Origin of the sequence: Ectopseudomonas oleovorans (assembly GCF_003052605.1) — a bacterium.
Classification (GTDB): Bacteria; Pseudomonadota; Gammaproteobacteria; order Pseudomonadales; family Pseudomonadaceae; genus Aquipseudomonas; species Aquipseudomonas oleovorans_A.
Window position 1 is genome coordinate 19,129 of the sequence record NZ_QASO01000112.1, and the last position, 16,018, is coordinate 35,146.

11 protein-coding genes, 1 tRNA gene and 3 pseudogenes are annotated in these 16,018 nt (G+C 62.7%); 9 read left to right on the top strand and 6 right to left on the bottom strand.

Annotated elements, in window-relative coordinates:
* Position 1: 1 nt before the first annotated feature.
* The 3 genes from DBO86_RS18510 to metR all read right to left on the bottom strand — a co-directional run bounded on the left by DBO86_RS18510 (position 2) and on the right by metR (position 1,764).
* Positions 2–226 carry a DUF2933 domain-containing protein gene (locus tag DBO86_RS18510; protein WP_055986529.1) on the bottom strand — a complete coding sequence of 75 codons (225 nt, stop codon included), beginning with the start codon at positions 224–226 and terminating at the stop codon, positions 2–4.
* A gap of 92 nt (positions 227–318) precedes the next feature.
* The gene (locus DBO86_RS18515; RefSeq protein WP_055986526.1) at positions 319–705 is read right to left on the bottom strand and encodes a hypothetical protein; all 387 of its coding nucleotides are present in this window, start codon (positions 703–705) and stop codon (positions 319–321) included.
* A 141-nt stretch (positions 706–846) separates the two neighbouring features.
* Complete coding sequence (metR, locus tag DBO86_RS18520) at positions 847–1,764, bottom strand: transcriptional regulator MetR (RefSeq protein WP_055986523.1); 918 nt, start codon at positions 1,762–1,764, stop codon at positions 847–849.
* A 168-nt stretch (positions 1,765–1,932) separates the two neighbouring features.
* Between metR and metE the strand changes: the two genes are divergently transcribed.
* Together metE and DBO86_RS18530 are read left to right on the top strand one after the other, a co-directional pair.
* On the top strand, positions 1,933–4,236 hold the full coding sequence (metE, locus tag DBO86_RS18525; RefSeq protein WP_108234476.1) for a 5-methyltetrahydropteroyltriglutamate--homocysteine S-methyltransferase: 2,304 nt from the start codon (positions 1,933–1,935) through the stop codon (positions 4,234–4,236).
* Positions 4,237–4,434: 198 nt separating this feature from the next.
* Positions 4,435–5,424: an alpha/beta fold hydrolase gene (locus DBO86_RS18530; RefSeq protein WP_108234477.1), complete on the top strand. Its 990-nt coding sequence runs from the start codon at positions 4,435–4,437 to the stop codon at positions 5,422–5,424.
* 10 nt (positions 5,425–5,434) lie between these two features.
* Here the strand turns inward: DBO86_RS18530 and DBO86_RS18535 are convergent, their stop codons facing one another.
* Positions 5,435–5,695 carry a DUF6316 family protein gene (locus DBO86_RS18535; protein ID WP_108234478.1) on the bottom strand — a complete coding sequence of 87 codons (261 nt, stop codon included), beginning with the start codon at positions 5,693–5,695 and terminating at the stop codon, positions 5,435–5,437.
* Between the two features lie 278 nt (positions 5,696–5,973).
* On the opposite strand from DBO86_RS18535, the gene DBO86_RS18540 reads away from it, so the two are divergent.
* Positions 5,974–6,924 carry a DMT family transporter gene (locus DBO86_RS18540; RefSeq protein ID WP_108234479.1) on the top strand — a complete coding sequence of 317 codons (951 nt, stop codon included), beginning with the start codon at positions 5,974–5,976 and terminating at the stop codon, positions 6,922–6,924.
* On the opposite strand, the gene DBO86_RS18545 is transcribed toward DBO86_RS18540, so the two are convergent.
* On the bottom strand, positions 6,921–7,388 hold the full coding sequence (locus tag DBO86_RS18545) for an Lrp/AsnC family transcriptional regulator (protein WP_099523185.1): 468 nt from the start codon (positions 7,386–7,388) through the stop codon (positions 6,921–6,923). The genes DBO86_RS18540 and DBO86_RS18545 overlap by 4 nt on opposite strands.
* A gap of 199 nt (positions 7,389–7,587) precedes the next feature.
* Here DBO86_RS18545 and DBO86_RS18550 point away from each other — a divergent pair, with 199 nt between their 5' ends.
* From DBO86_RS18550 to DBO86_RS18570, 5 genes and pseudogenes are all read left to right on the top strand, one after another.
* Positions 7,588–11,055 carry an indolepyruvate ferredoxin oxidoreductase family protein gene (locus tag DBO86_RS18550; RefSeq protein WP_108234480.1) on the top strand — a complete coding sequence of 1,156 codons (3,468 nt, stop codon included), beginning with the start codon at positions 7,588–7,590 and terminating at the stop codon, positions 11,053–11,055.
* Positions 11,056–11,169: 114 nt separating this feature from the next.
* Positions 11,170–11,262 (top strand): annotated as a pseudogene (locus DBO86_RS18555) (IS5/IS1182 family transposase); the annotation flags it as partial.
* A 93-nt stretch (positions 11,263–11,355) separates the two neighbouring features.
* A tRNA-Arg gene (locus DBO86_RS18560) sits at positions 11,356–11,430 on the top strand.
* Positions 11,431–11,655: 225 nt separating this feature from the next.
* Positions 11,656–12,423: pseudogene (locus tag DBO86_RS18565) on the top strand (tyrosine-type recombinase/integrase); the annotation flags it as partial.
* Positions 12,424–12,623: 200 nt separating this feature from the next.
* Positions 12,624–12,900, top strand: a pseudogene (locus DBO86_RS18570) (IS4 family transposase); the annotation flags it as partial.
* An 87-nt stretch (positions 12,901–12,987) separates the two neighbouring features.
* On the opposite strand, the gene sstT reads toward DBO86_RS18570, so the two are convergent.
* Entirely contained in the window at positions 12,988–14,211 is a 1,224-nt protein-coding gene (sstT, locus tag DBO86_RS18575) for a serine/threonine transporter SstT (protein ID WP_003460683.1), read from the bottom strand.
* A gap of 464 nt (positions 14,212–14,675) precedes the next feature.
* On the opposite strand from sstT, the gene DBO86_RS18580 reads away from it, so the two are divergent.
* On the top strand, positions 14,676–15,983 hold the full coding sequence (locus DBO86_RS18580; RefSeq protein ID WP_108234481.1) for an MFS transporter: 1,308 nt from the start codon (positions 14,676–14,678) through the stop codon (positions 15,981–15,983).
* The last annotated feature ends 35 nt before the right edge of the window (positions 15,984–16,018 follow it).

Consider the following 16,018-nt stretch of genomic DNA (forward strand, 5'->3'; position numbering starts at 1 on the left):
ATCAGTGGTGGTCGTGCGGGCCATCTTTATCCCGACCATGACCGCGGTGCATAAACACATGCATCAGCGGGCACAGCAGCAGGATCAGATAGGGCAGGGCACCAAGCAGATGGGCCTCATGCTCTTCCCAGAGGAGGAACAGGGCGATGGCGGCGAAAACCACCAGTGCAGGCCAGAAGCGCCAGGGGTTGTTGGCTGCTGGGGCGCTATGCGGGTCATGGGGCATGTTGGCACTCTCCAAAAAACCGAGGGGCGCAGCGCTATGCACGGCGTGGGCCGGCGCAGCGCGGCTGCGGGTTTTAGCGGGGGAGAGTGGCGCTATTCGTTATAGCGATGCAGCTGCTTGCGAATGGGCGCGGGTAGGCCGGGGCTGAATAAGGGTATGCGCAGCAAGCGGCCGCTGCGCCGCTGCAGATCGCTGAACAGGCCAAGGCTGCCAGCCAGGGCGAACAGGGCGGTCAAGGCCAAGAGCGTGAGCAGTTGCTGGTTGAGCGGCGCGTTCTGCACGGCGCTGCAGCTATCCGCAGTGCTGTGATCATGGCTGGCATGCTCGTGGCCGCTGTAGGAGACGACCTCGGCGGCGTCGTGGGTGTGGGCGCTAGCGACTTGAATATGGGCGAAGGAGCAGGCGATAAGCAGCACACACCAGAGCGCCAGCAGATTTCTGCTGAATGCTCTATAGCGGCTGCGCATCGCCTGGATCATGGGATTTGGTTTCCGTGCCTATTGAATACTGACGCTTTGATTAAGGCTTAGTTGCAGCCATGCGCAATTGATTCAGATCACGGTTTTAGCAAATCGCTATTGCGGGCGTGCAACGCCACTCTGTGAAGTGGGGCCAGCCGCTCAGCGCGCCACGCTGACTCCTTCCAGATTGGCGAAGGAGGTGTCCTTGGCGGTGAGCAGGAAGTCGCGCATAAAGGGTGCATCGAGCATATCGGTGCGGATGCCGGCGTACAGGGTGGCGAACAGGCCCTTGTCGCCCAGGCGCTTGGCCGTCACATAACCGCGTGAGCTGTATTCGTGCAGCGCCCAGTTGGGCAGGCCGCAGACGCCGCGGCCGCTGGCCACCAGCTGCATCATCATCACCGTCAGCTCGGAGGTGCGTACCTGGGCGGGTTCCACATCCGCAGGCTCAAGGAAGCGGGTAAAGATATCCAGGCGGTCGCGCTCTACCGGGTAGGTGATCAGCGTCTCCGTGGCCAGGTCTTCTGGCCTGATGCAGGCCTTGCTGGCCAGTGGGTGCTGGTTGGCCACCGCCAGCATGGCTTCGTAGGTGAACAGCGGTACATAGGTGATGCCGGGCAGTTCCAGTGGGTCCGAGGTCACCACCAGGTCCAGATCTCCCCGGGCCAGGGCCGGCAGCGGGGCGAAGGAGAAGCCCGAGGCCAGGTCCAGTTCCACCTCCGGCCAGGCGTCGCGGAACTGATCGATGGTCGGCATCAGCCACTGGAAGCAGCTGTGGCATTCGATGGCCATATGCAGACGCCCGGCGGTCCCGCCGGCCAGACGCGCCAGGTCGCGCTCGGCGCCGCGGAGCAGGGGCAGGGTGGCGTCGGCGAGCTGTAGCAGGCGCAGGCCGGCGCTGGTGAAGCGCACGGGCTTGGTCTTGCGCACGAACAGCTGCAGGCCGAGGCGCTCTTCCAGCTCCTTGAACTGGTGTGAAAGGGCCGACTGGGTCAGGTGCAGGCGTTCGGCGGCTTCCACCAGGCTGTCGGTTTCGCGCAGGGCGTGCAGGGTTTTTAGGTGGCGTAGCTCGAGCATGGCGGGTCTCTGCAAAGGTTTCACTCATCCAATGCCAGAAATGGATGAAAATGGTTCATACAGCCTACATGAGTAAATCTTTAGATCAAGACGAAAATCTTGAGTTTGTCTCACTCGGTATCGATGCCGAGAATGGCACCATCTCGATTGATTCTGGAGTTTCACGACATGGCCCTGTCTCATTCCCTCGGTTTTCCGCGCATTGGCCGCGACCGCGAACTGAAAAAAGCCCTCGAAGCCCACTGGAAAGGTGAGCTGGATGAAGCCGGCCTGCGCGCCGTCGGCCAGCGTCTGCGCGCCGAGCACTGGCAACTGCAGGAGGATGCCGGTATCGACCTGCTGCCGGTGGGCGACTTCGCCTGGTACGACCAGGTGCTCGCTCATTCGCTGGCCTTCGGTGTGATTCCCGAGCGCTTTCGCCCGACCGCCGGCAAGCCGACGCTGGATACCCTGTTCGCCATGGCCCGTGGGACCGTTGCAAACAAGAGCAACGGTACTTGCTGCGGCGGTGCTCATGCCCAAGAGATGACCAAGTGGTTCGATACCAACTACCACTACCTGGTGCCGGAATTCAGCGCGGGTCAGCAGTTCGCCCTGAGCTGGGAGCAACTGTTCGAGGAAGTGGCTGAGGCGCATGCTCTCGGGCACAAGGTCAAACCGGTGCTGATCGGACCCCTGACTTACTTGTGGCTGGGCAAGGTCAAGGGATGCGACTTCGACAAGCTGGAGCTGCTCGAAAGCCTGCTGCCGGTCTATGGCGAGATCTTCCAGCGTCTGGCCGCGCAGGGCGTGGAATGGGTGCAGATCGACGAGCCGATCCTGGTGCTGGATTTGCCGCAGGACTGGAAGAACGCTTTCGAGCGCGCCTACAACCTGATCCAGCGCGAGCCGTGCAAGAAGCTGATCGCCACCTACTTTGGCGGTCTGGAAGACAATCTTGGTCTGGCCGCCAACCTGCCTGTAGATGGTCTGCATATCGACCTGATGCGTGCGCCGGAGCAGTACCCGACCATTCTCGACCGTCTGCCGGCTTATAAAGTCTTGTCGCTGGGTGTGGTCAACGGACGCAACGTCTGGCGCTGCGATCTGGAGAAAGCCCTTGAGGTGCTGCGTCACGCTCACGAACGCCTGGGTGAACGGCTGTGGGTGGCGCCGTCCTGCTCGCTGCTGCACAGCCCGGTGGACTTGACGCGCGAAGACCAGCTCGATGTCGAGCTGAAAGACTGGCTGGCCTTTGCCGTGCAGAAATGTCAGGAGGTCGCATTGCTTGGCAGAGCCCTGGAGGCCCCGGATGATGTTGCCGTGCAGGCCGCATTGGCGGCGAGCCGGGCCGTGCAGGCTGCTCGTGCGGCTTCAGGGCGTATTCACAAACCCGAGGTGCAGGCCCGTCTGGCGGCGATTCGTCCGCGTCATGCCCAGCGCCAGTCGGCGTTCGCCGAGCGCATCGAGCAACAGCGTGAGTGCCTGCAACTGCCATTGTTGCCGACCACCACCATCGGCTCCTTCCCGCAGACCTCGGCGATTCGCCTGGCGCGACAGTCGTTCAAGCAGGGCAAGCTCAGTGCGGCCGAGTACACCGAGGCCATGCACAGCGAAATTCGCCATGCGGTGCAGGTTCAGGAACGCCTGGGGCTGGACGTGCTGGTGCATGGCGAGGCCGAGCGCAACGACATGGTCGAATACTTCGCCGAGCAACTCGATGGCTATGCCTTCACCCGCTTCGGCTGGGTGCAGAGCTATGGCTCACGCTGCGTCAAACCGGCGGTGATCGTTGGCGACCTGAGCCGACCCAAGGCCATGACGGTGGAATGGATCAAGTACGCCCAGGGTCTGACCGACAAGGTGATGAAGGGCATGCTGACCGGCCCGGTGACCATGCTGATGTGGTCGTTCCCGCGCGAGGACGTGTCACGTGAAGTGCAGGCGCAGCAACTGGCGCTGGCGATTCGTGACGAAGTGGTGGATCTGGAGGCAGCCGGTATCAAGATCATCCAGATCGACGAGGCGGCGTTTCGCGAAGGGTTGCCGTTACGTCAGGCCGCCTGGCAGCACTACCTGGACTGGGCCACCGAGGCCTTCCGCCTCACCGCCAGCGGTGTGCGCGACGAGACGCAGATCCACACCCACATGTGCTACAGCGAGTTCAACGATGTGATCGAGTCCATCGCGGCGATGGATGCCGACGTGATCACCATCGAGACCTCGCGTTCGGACATGGAGCTGTTGGCAGCGTTCGAGAAGTTCGCTTACCCGAACGACATCGGCCCCGGCGTGTATGACATCCACTCGCCACGGGTGCCGGACAGCGCCGAGATGGTCGGGTTGTTGCGCAAGGCGGCGCGGCGTATCCCGCTCGAACGCCTGTGGGTCAACCCCGATTGCGGCCTGAAAACCCGCGCCTGGCCGGAAACCGAGGCGGCGTTGGTGAACATGGTGGCCGCCGCCAGGCAGTTGCGTTCCGAGCTGGCCTGATTTCCACCTTGTCGCGGCTAAAGCCCCTCCCACAGGTCGGTAGGAGGGGCGTTCGCGACGCTCTGGATCGTACCTCTGGTCACCATCCGGACAACCGTTCGTCCCCCTTCATCAAACTGTCACGCTTGTGTGGCAGCGCCGTCGAACGACTTTCATCAGACTCGCGTTTCAGTGGGGTTCTGCGTTTCTGGTGTTTCCATGCGTGCATTAATTTTCCTGGCCGCGTTGCTTTGCGGCTTGCCGTCTTTTGCGGCCAATCGTTGCGACCTGTCCGAGCCGACCCGCTATGCGGATGTCGGTGAGGTGCGTCTGGCTTATCAAAGCATCGGCAGTGAGCGCGACCCGGCGCTGCTGCTGGTGATGGGGCTGGGCGGACAGTTGATCCACTGGCCTGACGAGGTGGTCGAACGCCTGTGTCAGCAGGGCTTTCGCGTCGTGCGCTTCGACAATCGCGATGTCGGGCTGAGCACGTGGCGGCGGCCGGCGCCGAGCATCAACCTGCCTTACGAGGTACTGCGCTATCGCCTGGGCCTTTCGCTCGGCGCGCCTTATCACCTGCGCGACATGGCGGGCGATGCCCTGGGGTTGATGGATCGTCTGGGCGTCGACAACTTCCATGTACTGGGTGCGAGCATGGGCGGCATGATCGCCCAGCACCTGGCCGATCTGGCGCCGCAGCGCGTTCTCAGTCTGACGCTGGTGATGACCAGCTCGGGTGCTCAAGGACTGCCTGCACCCAGCGATGCGCTGGTGGCGCTGCTGGCAAGGCGCGAGGCGGGGAGTCGCGAGGCCGCTCTGCAGCAGCAGGCAGACTTGCTGGCGGCCCTCGGTAGCCCGTCGGTGCATGATGATCGTGCCTTGCTCTTGCATCAGGCTGAACAGGCCTATGACCGCGCCTTCAATCCCGAAGGCGTGCAGCGTCAGCTGCTGGCGATTCTTGCCGAGTCGAGTCGGGTCGAGTTGCTCAATCGCCTGAACGTGCCGACGCTGGTGGTGCACGGCACGGCCGACCCGCTATTGCCGGTAATGCATGGGGTACACGTGGCTGCGCATATCAAGGGCTCCGAACTCAAGTTGATTCCGGGCCTGGCGCATCGCTTTCAGGATGCCTTCAAGGAGCCTTTGCTGGCCGCAGTGCTGCCGCATCTCGCGGCGCATCGGGGGGATTTGGGCTTGGCGCGTCTGTAGGTGGGAGCGCTCAAAGCTCCTGATTGTGCTTGATCGCTTCGCGGCGTTGCAGGTTGTCGATGTGCTCGCTGCTATGACGCATCAGCTTGTCGGCCATGACCATGCGCTCGATATAGCGCACGATGCTCTGTTCGGCGTCGTGACGGGAGAGGTAGGGGCCTTCCAGCGTGCCTTCGCGAGTGGCGAAGAAGTATTGGCCGTTGACGGCGCTCAGGCGTGAACTGCGGTAATGCGTGCCCGGTTGGGGGTCGATATCGCGTTGGCCGAACATGGTGAGAGCTCCATCTGCAGGTTCTGGATAATCTGAGTCTACTGTGGCCAATGCGAGGTGCTTGGCAAAACGACAGATGGTAGATTTTGGCTGCCTGTTAGAGGCTTTTAGCAGATTTTATGGATTATTGGCGCCGGTCGGCTGGCGTTTCGGGGTTGCCGATCAGTACAGTTTCGCTCGGCAACTGTGCTGAACTGTTGCTGTGTCGGTGTGCTGGCCTCTCCTAGAATGCTCTGCTGTGGCCGACATGCTCTGTCGGCTGCCTGCCAGAGGTTGTCATGCACATTTCTTCCGGCCGTTGGATGTACGGCCTGCTGCTGGCCCTGATCACTTCGGTGCTTTGGGGCATCCTGCCAATCAAACTCAAAGAAGTTCTCCAGGTCATGGACCCGGTAACGGTCACCTGGTATCGCCTGGCCGTGGCCGGTTCGCTGCTGTTTGCCTACCTGGCTGCGAGCCGTCGGTTACCGCGTTTCCGGCCGCTGGGACGCAAGGGCGGCTGGCTGCTGGCGCTGGCCATTGGCGGGCTGACGGCCAACTACGTGCTGTACCTGGTCGGGCTCAACCTGCTCAGCCCCGGTACCACGCAACTGGTGATCCAGGTGGCGCCGATCCTGTTGCTGATCAGCAGCCTGTTCGTCTTTCGCGAGCGTTTCAGTCTGGGCCAGGCGCTTGGCCTGATGGTCATGCTGCTGGGCTTCGGCCTGTTCTTCAATCAGCGCCTGGGTGAGCTGCTGACCTCGCTGACCACCTATACCACCGGGGTGCTGACCGTGCTGGCGGCTGCTTTCGTCTGGACCTTCTACGGCCTGGCGCAGAAGCAACTGCTGACCTCGTGGAATTCGGTGCAGGTGATGATGGTTATCTACCTGGCCTGTGCGCTGTTGCTGACGCCCTGGGCGCAGCCGCTACAAGCGCTGCAACTGAGCCCGCTGCAAGGCTGGCTGCTGCTGGCTTGCTGCCTGAATACCCTGGTGGCCTATGGCGCCTTCGCCGAGGCACTGGCGCATTGGGAGGCTTCACGGGTCAGTGCGACCCTGGCGCTGACCCCGTTGGTGACCTTCGTCTCCGTGGCCCTGGCCTCGACCTGGTGGCCGGACCACGTGCTACCTGAGCAGGTCAACTGGATCGCCTACGCTGGCGCCGTGGTGGTGGTGCTTGGCTCGGCACTCACCGCGCTCGGCCCATCGCTGCTGGCCGCTTGGCGGACGCGCAGGCCAGGGCGTTAATCCAGCGGCAACTCGGTGGTGCGCTTGACCTCGCTCATGGCGATATGTGAGTGCGCCTCGTGCACATGCGGGCGCTGCAGCAGGTGGTCGCGCAGGAAACGCTCGTAATCGGCGATGTCCTTGGCCACCACCTTGAGCAGGTAGTCCGAGCCGCCGGCCATGCTGTAGCACTCCAGCACTTGCGGGTAGCCGACCACGGCCCGCTCGAACTCATCCAGATTGCCGCGCCCGTGGGCCGACAGCTTGATGTCGACGAACACCGTGATGCCGAAGCCCAGGCGCTTGTGATTGAGCAGGGCGACCTTGCGTTCGATCAATCCCTCTTCCTGCATGCGGTTGATCCGTCGCCAGCAGGGCGACTGCGACAGCTCGACTTTCTCGGCCACCTCGGCGGCGGAGAGGTCGGCATTGTGCTGCAGCAGGCGGAGAATCCGCCGGTCGATGGGGCTGAGCTTGTCCTGCATGATTGTTTCCAATTTATTGTGATTGTTGGAAGGATCATGCGGAGTATTGCCTTTGCTACTGGAAAATAGAAAGAAAAAAGCGGAACCCTCCGGTCATGCTTTAGGCAAATCCGTCGCAGTGATCCTGCTGTGGAAACCAATGGAGCGTGTCTACCATCGCGCTCCTTTGTGCTCGCCATAAAAATAAAAGGAGCGCTCCATGTCACTGGCCGAAATCCGCCTGGATGACAAATATCGCCTCGCTACTGGTCACCTCTACCTGACCGGCACTCAGGCGCTCACTCGCCTGCCCATGCTGCAGAAGCAGCGTGACGCCGCCTTCGGACTCAATACCGCCTGCTTCATCTCCGGCTATCGCGGCTCGCCTCTGGGCGGTCTGGACAAGAGTCTGTGGGATGCGCGCGAGTACCTGAAGGAAAACCACATCCACTTCCAGCCCGGCGTCAACGAAGAGCTGGGCGCCACCGCAGTGTGGGGCAGCCAGCAGGCCAACCTGTTCCCCGGCGCCCGCTATGACGGCGTGTTCGCCATGTGGTACGGCAAGGGGCCGGGCGTCGACCGCAGTGGCGACGTGTTCAAGCACGGCAACTCGGCCGGCGTTTCCAAGCACGGCGGCGTATTGCTGCTGGCCGGTGACGATCATGGCTGCAAATCCTCGACCATCGCCCACCAGAGCGAACACGCCTTCATCGCCGCGTCGATCCCGGTGCTCAACCCGGCCAACGTCCAGGAGGTGCTGGACTACGGCATCATCGGCTGGGAGCTGTCGCGTTACAGTGGTTGCTGGGTGGCGCTGAAGACCATTGCCGAGAACGTCGACTCTTCGGCCGTGGTGGACGTCGACCCGCTGCGCATCCAGATCAGGATCCCCGAGGATTTCCAACTGCCCGAAGACGGCGTGCACATCCGCTGGCCCGATCCCCCCCTGGCTCAGGAAAAACGCCTCAACGTCTACAAGATCTACGCTGCACGCGCCTTTGCCCTGGCCAACAACCTCAACCAGGTCAAGCTCGATTCGCCCAACCCGCGTCTGGGCATCATCACCACCGGCAAGTCTTACCTCGATGTGCGCCAGGCGCTGGATGACCTCGGCCTGGACGAGGCGCTGTGCGCCAAGGTCGGCCTGCGCGTGCTCAAGGTCGGCATGAGCTGGCCGCTGGAACCAGTCTCGGTGCACCAGTTCGCCGAAGGCCTGGACGAAATCCTGGTGGTGGAAGAAAAGCGCAGCATCATCGAAGACCAGCTCACCGGTCAGCTCTACAACTGGCCGGTGGGCAAGCGTCCGCGTGTGGTCGGCGAGTTCGATGAGCAGGGCAATTCGCTGCTGCCCAACCTGGGCGAGCTGACTCCGGCAATGATCGCCCGGGTGATCGCCAAGCGCCTGGCGCCGATATATAGCAGCCCGACCATCGAGGAGCGCCTGGCCTTTCTCGATGCCAAGGAAAAGGCGCTGGCCGCGCCCAAGCACAAGACCGTGCGCACCCCGCATTTCTGCTCCGGCTGCCCGCACAACAGCTCGACCAAGGTGCCGGAAGGTAGTCGTGCCCTCGGCGGTATCGGCTGCCACTACATGACTCAGTGGATGGATCGCAGCACCGACACCTTCACCCAGATGGGCGGCGAGGGCGCCACCTGGATTGGCCAGGCGCCGTTCACCGACACCCCGCACGTGTTCCAGAACCTCGGTGACGGCACCTACTTCCACTCCGGCCATTTGGCCCTGCGTGCGGCCGTGGCTGCCGGGGTCAACATCACCTACAAGATTCTCTACAACGACGCGGTGGCCATGACCGGCGGCCAGCCCATCGACGGTGAACTGCGCATCGACCAACTGAGTCAGCAGGTGCATGCCGAGGGCGTCAAGCGCATTGCCCTGGTCAGCGACGAGCCGGACAAGTACCCGACCCGCGCCACCTTCGCACCCGGTGTGACCTTCCATCACCGCCGCGAGCTGGACGCCGTGCAGCGCGAGTTGCGCGAGTTCAAGGGCGTGTCGGTGATCCTCTACGACCAGACCTGCGCCACCGAGAAACGCCGTCGGCGCAAGCGCGGCAAGATGGTCGACCCGGCCAAGCGCGCCTTCATCAACCCGGCCGTGTGCGAAGGCTGTGGCGACTGCAGCGTGAAATCCAACTGCCTGTCGGTGCTGCCGCTGGAAACCGAACTGGGGCGCAAGCGCGAGATCGACCAGAGCGCCTGCAACAAGGACTTCAGCTGCCTGGAGGGCTTCTGCCCGAGTTTCGTCACCGTGCACGGCGGCAGCCTGCGCAAGCCCGAGGCCGTTGGCCTCGGTGCGCTGTTCATCGCCCTGCCGGAGCCCAAGCAACCGGCTCTGAGCCGGCCCTGGAACATCCTCCTGCCCGGCGTCGGCGGCAGTGGCGTGACCACCGTTGGTGCGCTGCTGGGCATGGCCGCGCACATCGAAGGCAAGGGCTGCACCGTGCTCGACCAGGCTGGCCTGGCACAGAAATTCGGCCCGGTGATCACCCACATCCGTATTGCCACGCGGCAGAGCGACATCTACGCGGTGCGCATCGCCGCCGGGGAAACCGACCTGCTGCTGGGTTGCGACCTGGTGGTGTCGTCCAGCGAAGAGGCGCTGGCCAAGCTCAACGACAAGATCGCCCATGCGGTGATCAACAGTCATGAGGCGGCCACTGCCGAGTTCACCCGCAACCCGGACGCCCAGGTGCCCGGCGCAGCCATGCGCGAGGCGATCAGCGAGGCGGTGGGCGAGGGCAAGACTCGCTTTGTCGACGCTACTCGCCTGGCCACTCGCCTGCTCGGCGATAGCATCGCCACCAACCTGTTCATGCTCGGCTATGCCTATCAGTTGGGCCTGGTGCCGGTATCGGCCGAAGCGCTGAACAAGGCCATCGAGCTCAACGGCGTGTCCGTTCAACTCAACCAGCAGGCCTTCCTCTGGGGCCGTCGCGCCGCACATGATCTGGCTGCGGTGGAAAAACTCGCCGCGCCCAAGGTCGTCGAAGCGCCGCATTGCAGCACGCTGGAGGAAATCGTCGCCGACCGCATGCAGCGTCTGAACGACTACCAGAATGCCGCTTATGCCGAGCGCTACCGTGAGCTGGTCGAGCGTGTGCGCAAGGTCGACACCGATGCGCAGCAGCGCCTGAGCAAGGCCGTAGCACGCTATTACTTCAAGCTGCTGGCCTACAAGGACGAGTACGAAGTGGCGCGGCTGTACAGCGATGCCACCTTCCGCAAGCAGCTCGAAGCCCAGTTCGAAGGTGACTACCGGCTGCAGCTCCACCTGGCGCCGAGCTGGCTGAGCAAGCCCGATGCGGTTACCGGCCAGCCACGCAAGCGCAGCTTCGGCCCCTGGATGCTCAAGGCATTCGGCGTGCTGGCGCGCTTCAAGTTCCTGCGTGGCAGCGTGCTCGATCCGTTCGGCCACAGTGCAGAGCGTCGCTTGGAGCGCGAGCTGATCGAGGAGTACGAAGCCAACGTGGCCTACCTGCTCGCCGAGCTCAACACTGGTAACTACCGCACGGCGGTGGCGCTGGCCGAGATTCCCGAGCAGATCCGCGGCTACGGTCACGTCAAGGAAGCGGCACTGGCCAAGGCGCGTCAGCAGGCGACGCAGCTCAAGGCACGCCTGACCGTCAGCGAGATCGCCGCTGTGCAGCTGTTCGAACCGGCTGCCTGAGCTGCAAAACCATCCCTTTTGCCACTCTCTCCCGTACGGGAGAGGGGCGGCTTTTTACGACCAGATAACCGAGGTAACCCGATGTCCGTCTTCAATCACGTCGACTTCGATCAGCACGAACAGGTGGTCTCACGATTCGACAAGCTCAAGAGAAATTACGAGAGCGTGGTGGCCATGGCCTGCGCCTTCCTATGGTTGCCCATGTAAAACGGCAACAGGCCCTAGGAAGTGGATGGTGGCGACATGACAAATGCGCGTGTCGCCGCTAAGATGCGGCCCGGCCGTTGCCAATACGGCCGTGTCCCCTTAGTTCAACGGATAGAATAAGCCCCTCCTAAGGGCTAGATGCTGGTTCGATTCCAGCAGGGGACGCCAAATGATTGACTCTATCTGTCTATAGAAGTCTACGAATCCCAGTAAAGCCGGCCACTTGAGCCGGCTTTGTTGTATCCGGCTGTCTACTATTGTCTCTGTACATATCCACGTTTTAGGAAGACGTTTAGGGATACGCCGGTTCGATAAGGGTACGTATTCCTATGGCACGCCCAGTCACCCCTCTGACAGATTCCAAGTGTGAGGCTGCCAAGCCGCGCGAGAAGGCAGCATGGGCTGATCGACAGTAACCCGGCCAACGACCTGGTGGGCGCCACGGCCACCCGCAAGAGTGCCCACCGGCCCGCCTTGCCACTGGATCGCCTACCCGAGCTGCTGCAGCGTATCAAGGCCGATTCCGGCCGGGCGCTGACCCGGCATGCGGTATCGCTCACCCTGCTGGTGTTTATCCGCTCCAGCGAGCTGCGTTTTGCCCGTTGGAGTGAGATCGACACCGTCCGGGCCATGTGGGAGATACCCGGCCAGCGCGAGGCCATCGAGGGCGTCAAGTTCTCCCACCGCGGCGCCAAGATGGGGACTCCGCACCTGGTACCGCTGAGCCGCCAGACACTGGAGCTGCTGGAACAGGTACGCCAGCTTACCGGCCGTTTCGATCTGGTGTTCCCCGGCGACCATTACCACCACAAGCCCATGAGCGAGAACACCATCAACAAGGCCCTGCGCCGTATGGGTTATGACACCAAGGTTGATCTGTGCGGCCACGGCTTCCGCACTATGGCCTGTTCCGCCTTGGTGGAGTCGGGGCTATGGTCGAAGGATGCCGTTGAAAGGCAGATGAGCCACCAAGAGCGCGACACGGTGCGTGGCGCCTACATCCACAAGGCAGAGCACCTGCAGGAACGCCGGCTGATGTGCCAGTGGTGGGCCGACTACCTCGATGCCAACCGGCAGCAGCACGTCACCCCATACGATTTCGCCCACCGTTGGGAATGGGTCGGCAACGTGGTGCCGGTCAACTTCGGCAAGTCGGTTTGAGCATGCAAACCCATCCCCCTGAAAAATTCCTTGTTCTTGGTGTGATTGGTGTTCCTAGAATGCTTGGAGCCAGTAACCACGGGGCTTTCAGCGATGGAACACAAGAGCGAATAGACAGGAACACGGGCGGCAATGAACACCTGTTGTGTTCCGGCGTCCTGCCTCAAAAAGGCCGATTCGGCCTGCTCTTGCCTGTAAAGGAGCTGATCTACCAAGAGGTTTGGGGGATTGTTGCTGGCCTGCAACATCATTCGTCGTGAAGCCAGTCAGGCAGCCGTCGCCTTTGGCCGCTCCCCAAGCGACATCCGCTTCAAGCCGGTGGCCCACTACATCGCCGTGCAATTGATCGTGATGGCAGCGGCCAACCCGATTTCAGCAACAGGACAACGCTTATCAGCGTTGAGGGCAGGAGTCGGTGGGCTGTTTCTGGATCACCGCCCAAGGCCATCAAGAGCAAGGACGGTGAAGATTTCATAGACCCGCTACCCGGTGGATCGCAAGGCTACTCCGCTTAAGTCAACAGCATTACACGCGAGGTGGGCCTTGCTATCAACGCGATGGGTCTCAGCTGTCCTTACGCTCTTGTGCCATGCAGGCAGCGGCGGTGAACAGCACGTCGGTGGAAGAGTTCAGCGCGGTTTCTGCCGAGTCCTGAACGATGCCGATGATGAAGCCGATGGCGACGATCTGCATGGCCACGTCATTGGGGATGCCGAACAGGCTGCAGGCCAGCGGGATCAGCAGCAGCGAGCCGCCGGCGACACCGGATGCGCCGCAGGCACTGATCGAGGCCAGCACGCTCAGCAGCAGGGCGGTGGGTAGATCGACGGGGATGCCCAGGGTGTGCACTGCAGCCATGGTCAGCACGGTGATGGTGATGGCGGCACCGGCCATGTTGATGGTGGCGCCCAGCGGAATGGAGACCGAGTAGGTTTCTTCGTGCAGGCCCAGGCGCTGGCTCAGTTGCAGGTTGACCGGAATGTTGGCGGCCGAGCTACGGGTGAAGAAAGCGGTGATGCCGCTTTCGCGCAGGCAGGTGAACACCAGCGGGTAGGGGTTGCGACGGATCTTCCAGTACACCAGCGCCGGGTTGACCACCAGGGCCACCAGCAGCATGCAGCCGACCAGCACCACCAGCAGGTGCAGATAACCGAGCAGGGCGTCGAAGCCGGATTCGGCGAGGGTGGCGGCGACCAGGCCGAAGATCCCCAGCGGCGCCAGGCGGATCACCAGCTTGACGATGGCAGTCACACCGTTGGACAGTTCGCCCAGCAGTTGTTTGCTACCGGCGCTGGCATGGCGGAAGGCGAAGCCGAGGCCGATAGCCCAGGCCAGGATACCGATGAAGTTACCATTCAGCAGGGCATTGACCGGGTTGTCGACCACGTTCATCAGCAGCGTCTTGAGCACCTCGCCGATGCCGCCGGGGGGCGTCAGTTCAGCAGCCTGGCTGCTCAGTACCAGCGACGACGGGAAGGCGAAGCTGGCCACCACCGCGACCAGGGCGGCGCTGAAGGTACCGATCAGGTACATCAGCAGGATCGGGCGGATATGCGTCTGTTGGCCTTGCTGGTGGTTGGCGATGGACGACATCACCAGGATGAACACCAGTACCGGGGCGACGGCCTTGAGCGCCGAGACGAACACGTTACCGATGAAGCCGACGGACAGTGCTGCCTGCGGGGCGATTACGGCCAGAGCGATACCTGCCAGCAGGCCGATGATGATCTGCGTCACCAGGCTGGTGCGGTTGAGTAGCTGCAGGGCAGGGTGAAGGGCTTGGGACATCGCGAGTTCTCTGGTTGCTGGGCGCGTTGCAAGTGGCGTCGGGCCTGGTTCGAGAGGTTTTTCGGTAGTGCCATGGAGAGCAGGCCGAAAAAATAGCGCGCGACTCTAGCACAGCCGGATCGGGGTTCGTGCGCTGGACGGGCATCTGGACGACAGGGCGCAAGCCCATGTCGCATCTCTACAAGGCTTGTCTGCCGGCTCTGCCAGGTAGTTGCCGGGGCGGATCAGCAAACCTGCGGCTGGCAGGGTGTGACCCGTGGTCGCTCGAAGAACAGGAAGAATTGAGGCTACGCTGTACCCTGTGCGGCGCAAGCGAGCGTCTGAATCGTGATGAGTTGGCAATCGAACTGTTCGTTTTCCAGGGCATCGAAAGTTGCATCGCCCGCACGCCCCAAGGGCGCCGTCCTAGCCGCGCAGGCCCGCCGCCATTCCCGGTTTCCGTGCACAAGGAGCTTTACCCGTCAATGCGCTTGATCTGGAAGTCATTCCGCTCGCTCTATTTCGCCACCTTGCTGATGTTGCTCGGCTCTGGCCTGCTCAGTACCTACCTGGCCCTGCGTCTGGCTGACACCGTGGATGGTCTCTGGGTCGGTGCGCTGATGGCGGCCAATTACTTTGGCCTTGTGCTCGGCGGCAAGCTGGGGCATCGACTGATCGGTCGGGTGGGGCATATCCGTGCTTACGTGGCCTGTGCCGGCGTAGTCACGGCTGCTGTGCTGGGCCATGGGCTGATCGAGTGGCTGCCATTCTGGCTGTTCCTGCGCATGCTGGTGGGCCTGGGCATGATGTGCCAGTACATGGTCATCGAGAGCTGGCTCAACGAGCAGGCTGAAGCCAAGCAGCGGGGCCTGGTGTTCAGTGGCTACATGGCGGCCTCCTATCTGGGACTGATCCTTGGCCAGTTGGCTCTGGTCGTACACCCGACGCTAGGGCTGGAGCTGCTGATGCTGGTGGCGCTGTGCTTCGCGCTGTGCCTGGTGCCGGTGGCACTGACCCGGCGCCTGCACCCGGCCCCCTTGCACCCGGCGCCGCTGGAGCTGCGTTTCTTCCTCAGTCGTGTGCCACTGTCGCTGACCACCATCTCGGTGGCCGGTCTGCTGATCGGCTCGTTCTATGGTCTGGCGCCGCTGTACGCCACGCGGATGGGCCTGTCGACCGAGCAGGTCGGCCTGTTCATGGGCAGCTGCATTCTCGCCGGCCTGCTGGTGCAGTGGCCGCTAGGCTGGCTTTCCGATCGGCATGACCGGGTGCGGCTGATTCGCGGCTGCTCGGTCTTGCTGCTGCTGGCGGCCTTGCCGCTGGCGGCACTGCCGGAGGTATTCATCGGCTTGCTGTTCGGTGTCGGCTTTCTGGTCAGTCTGATGCAGTTCAGTCTCTATCCACTGGCGGTGGCCTTGGCCAATGACCATGTGGAGCCGGAACGCCGCGTGTCACTGACGGCCATGCTGCTGGTCACCTTCGGCGTGGGCGCCTGCATCGGCCCGCTGCTGGCCGGTGTGCTGATGCGTTTCTACGGCGCCAACATGCTCTATGTGTTCGTCAGCGTTTGCGCGTTGATTCTGGTCTGGCGCATTCGTCCTGAAGTGGTGACCCACCTGCATCAGGTCGATGATGCGCCGCTGCAGCATATGGCCATGCCCGGCAACGTAACCAGCTCGCCACTGGTCGCCGCTCTCGACCCGCGGGTCGATGAGCAGACGGTACAGGAGCAGATGCAGGAGCCAGCTGCGGCGGGCGAGGAGGAGGTTGAGCCGGACGTGAAGCGGGGGTAGTCCGCCGCCAGACTTTGTAGGGTGGACTTTAGCCC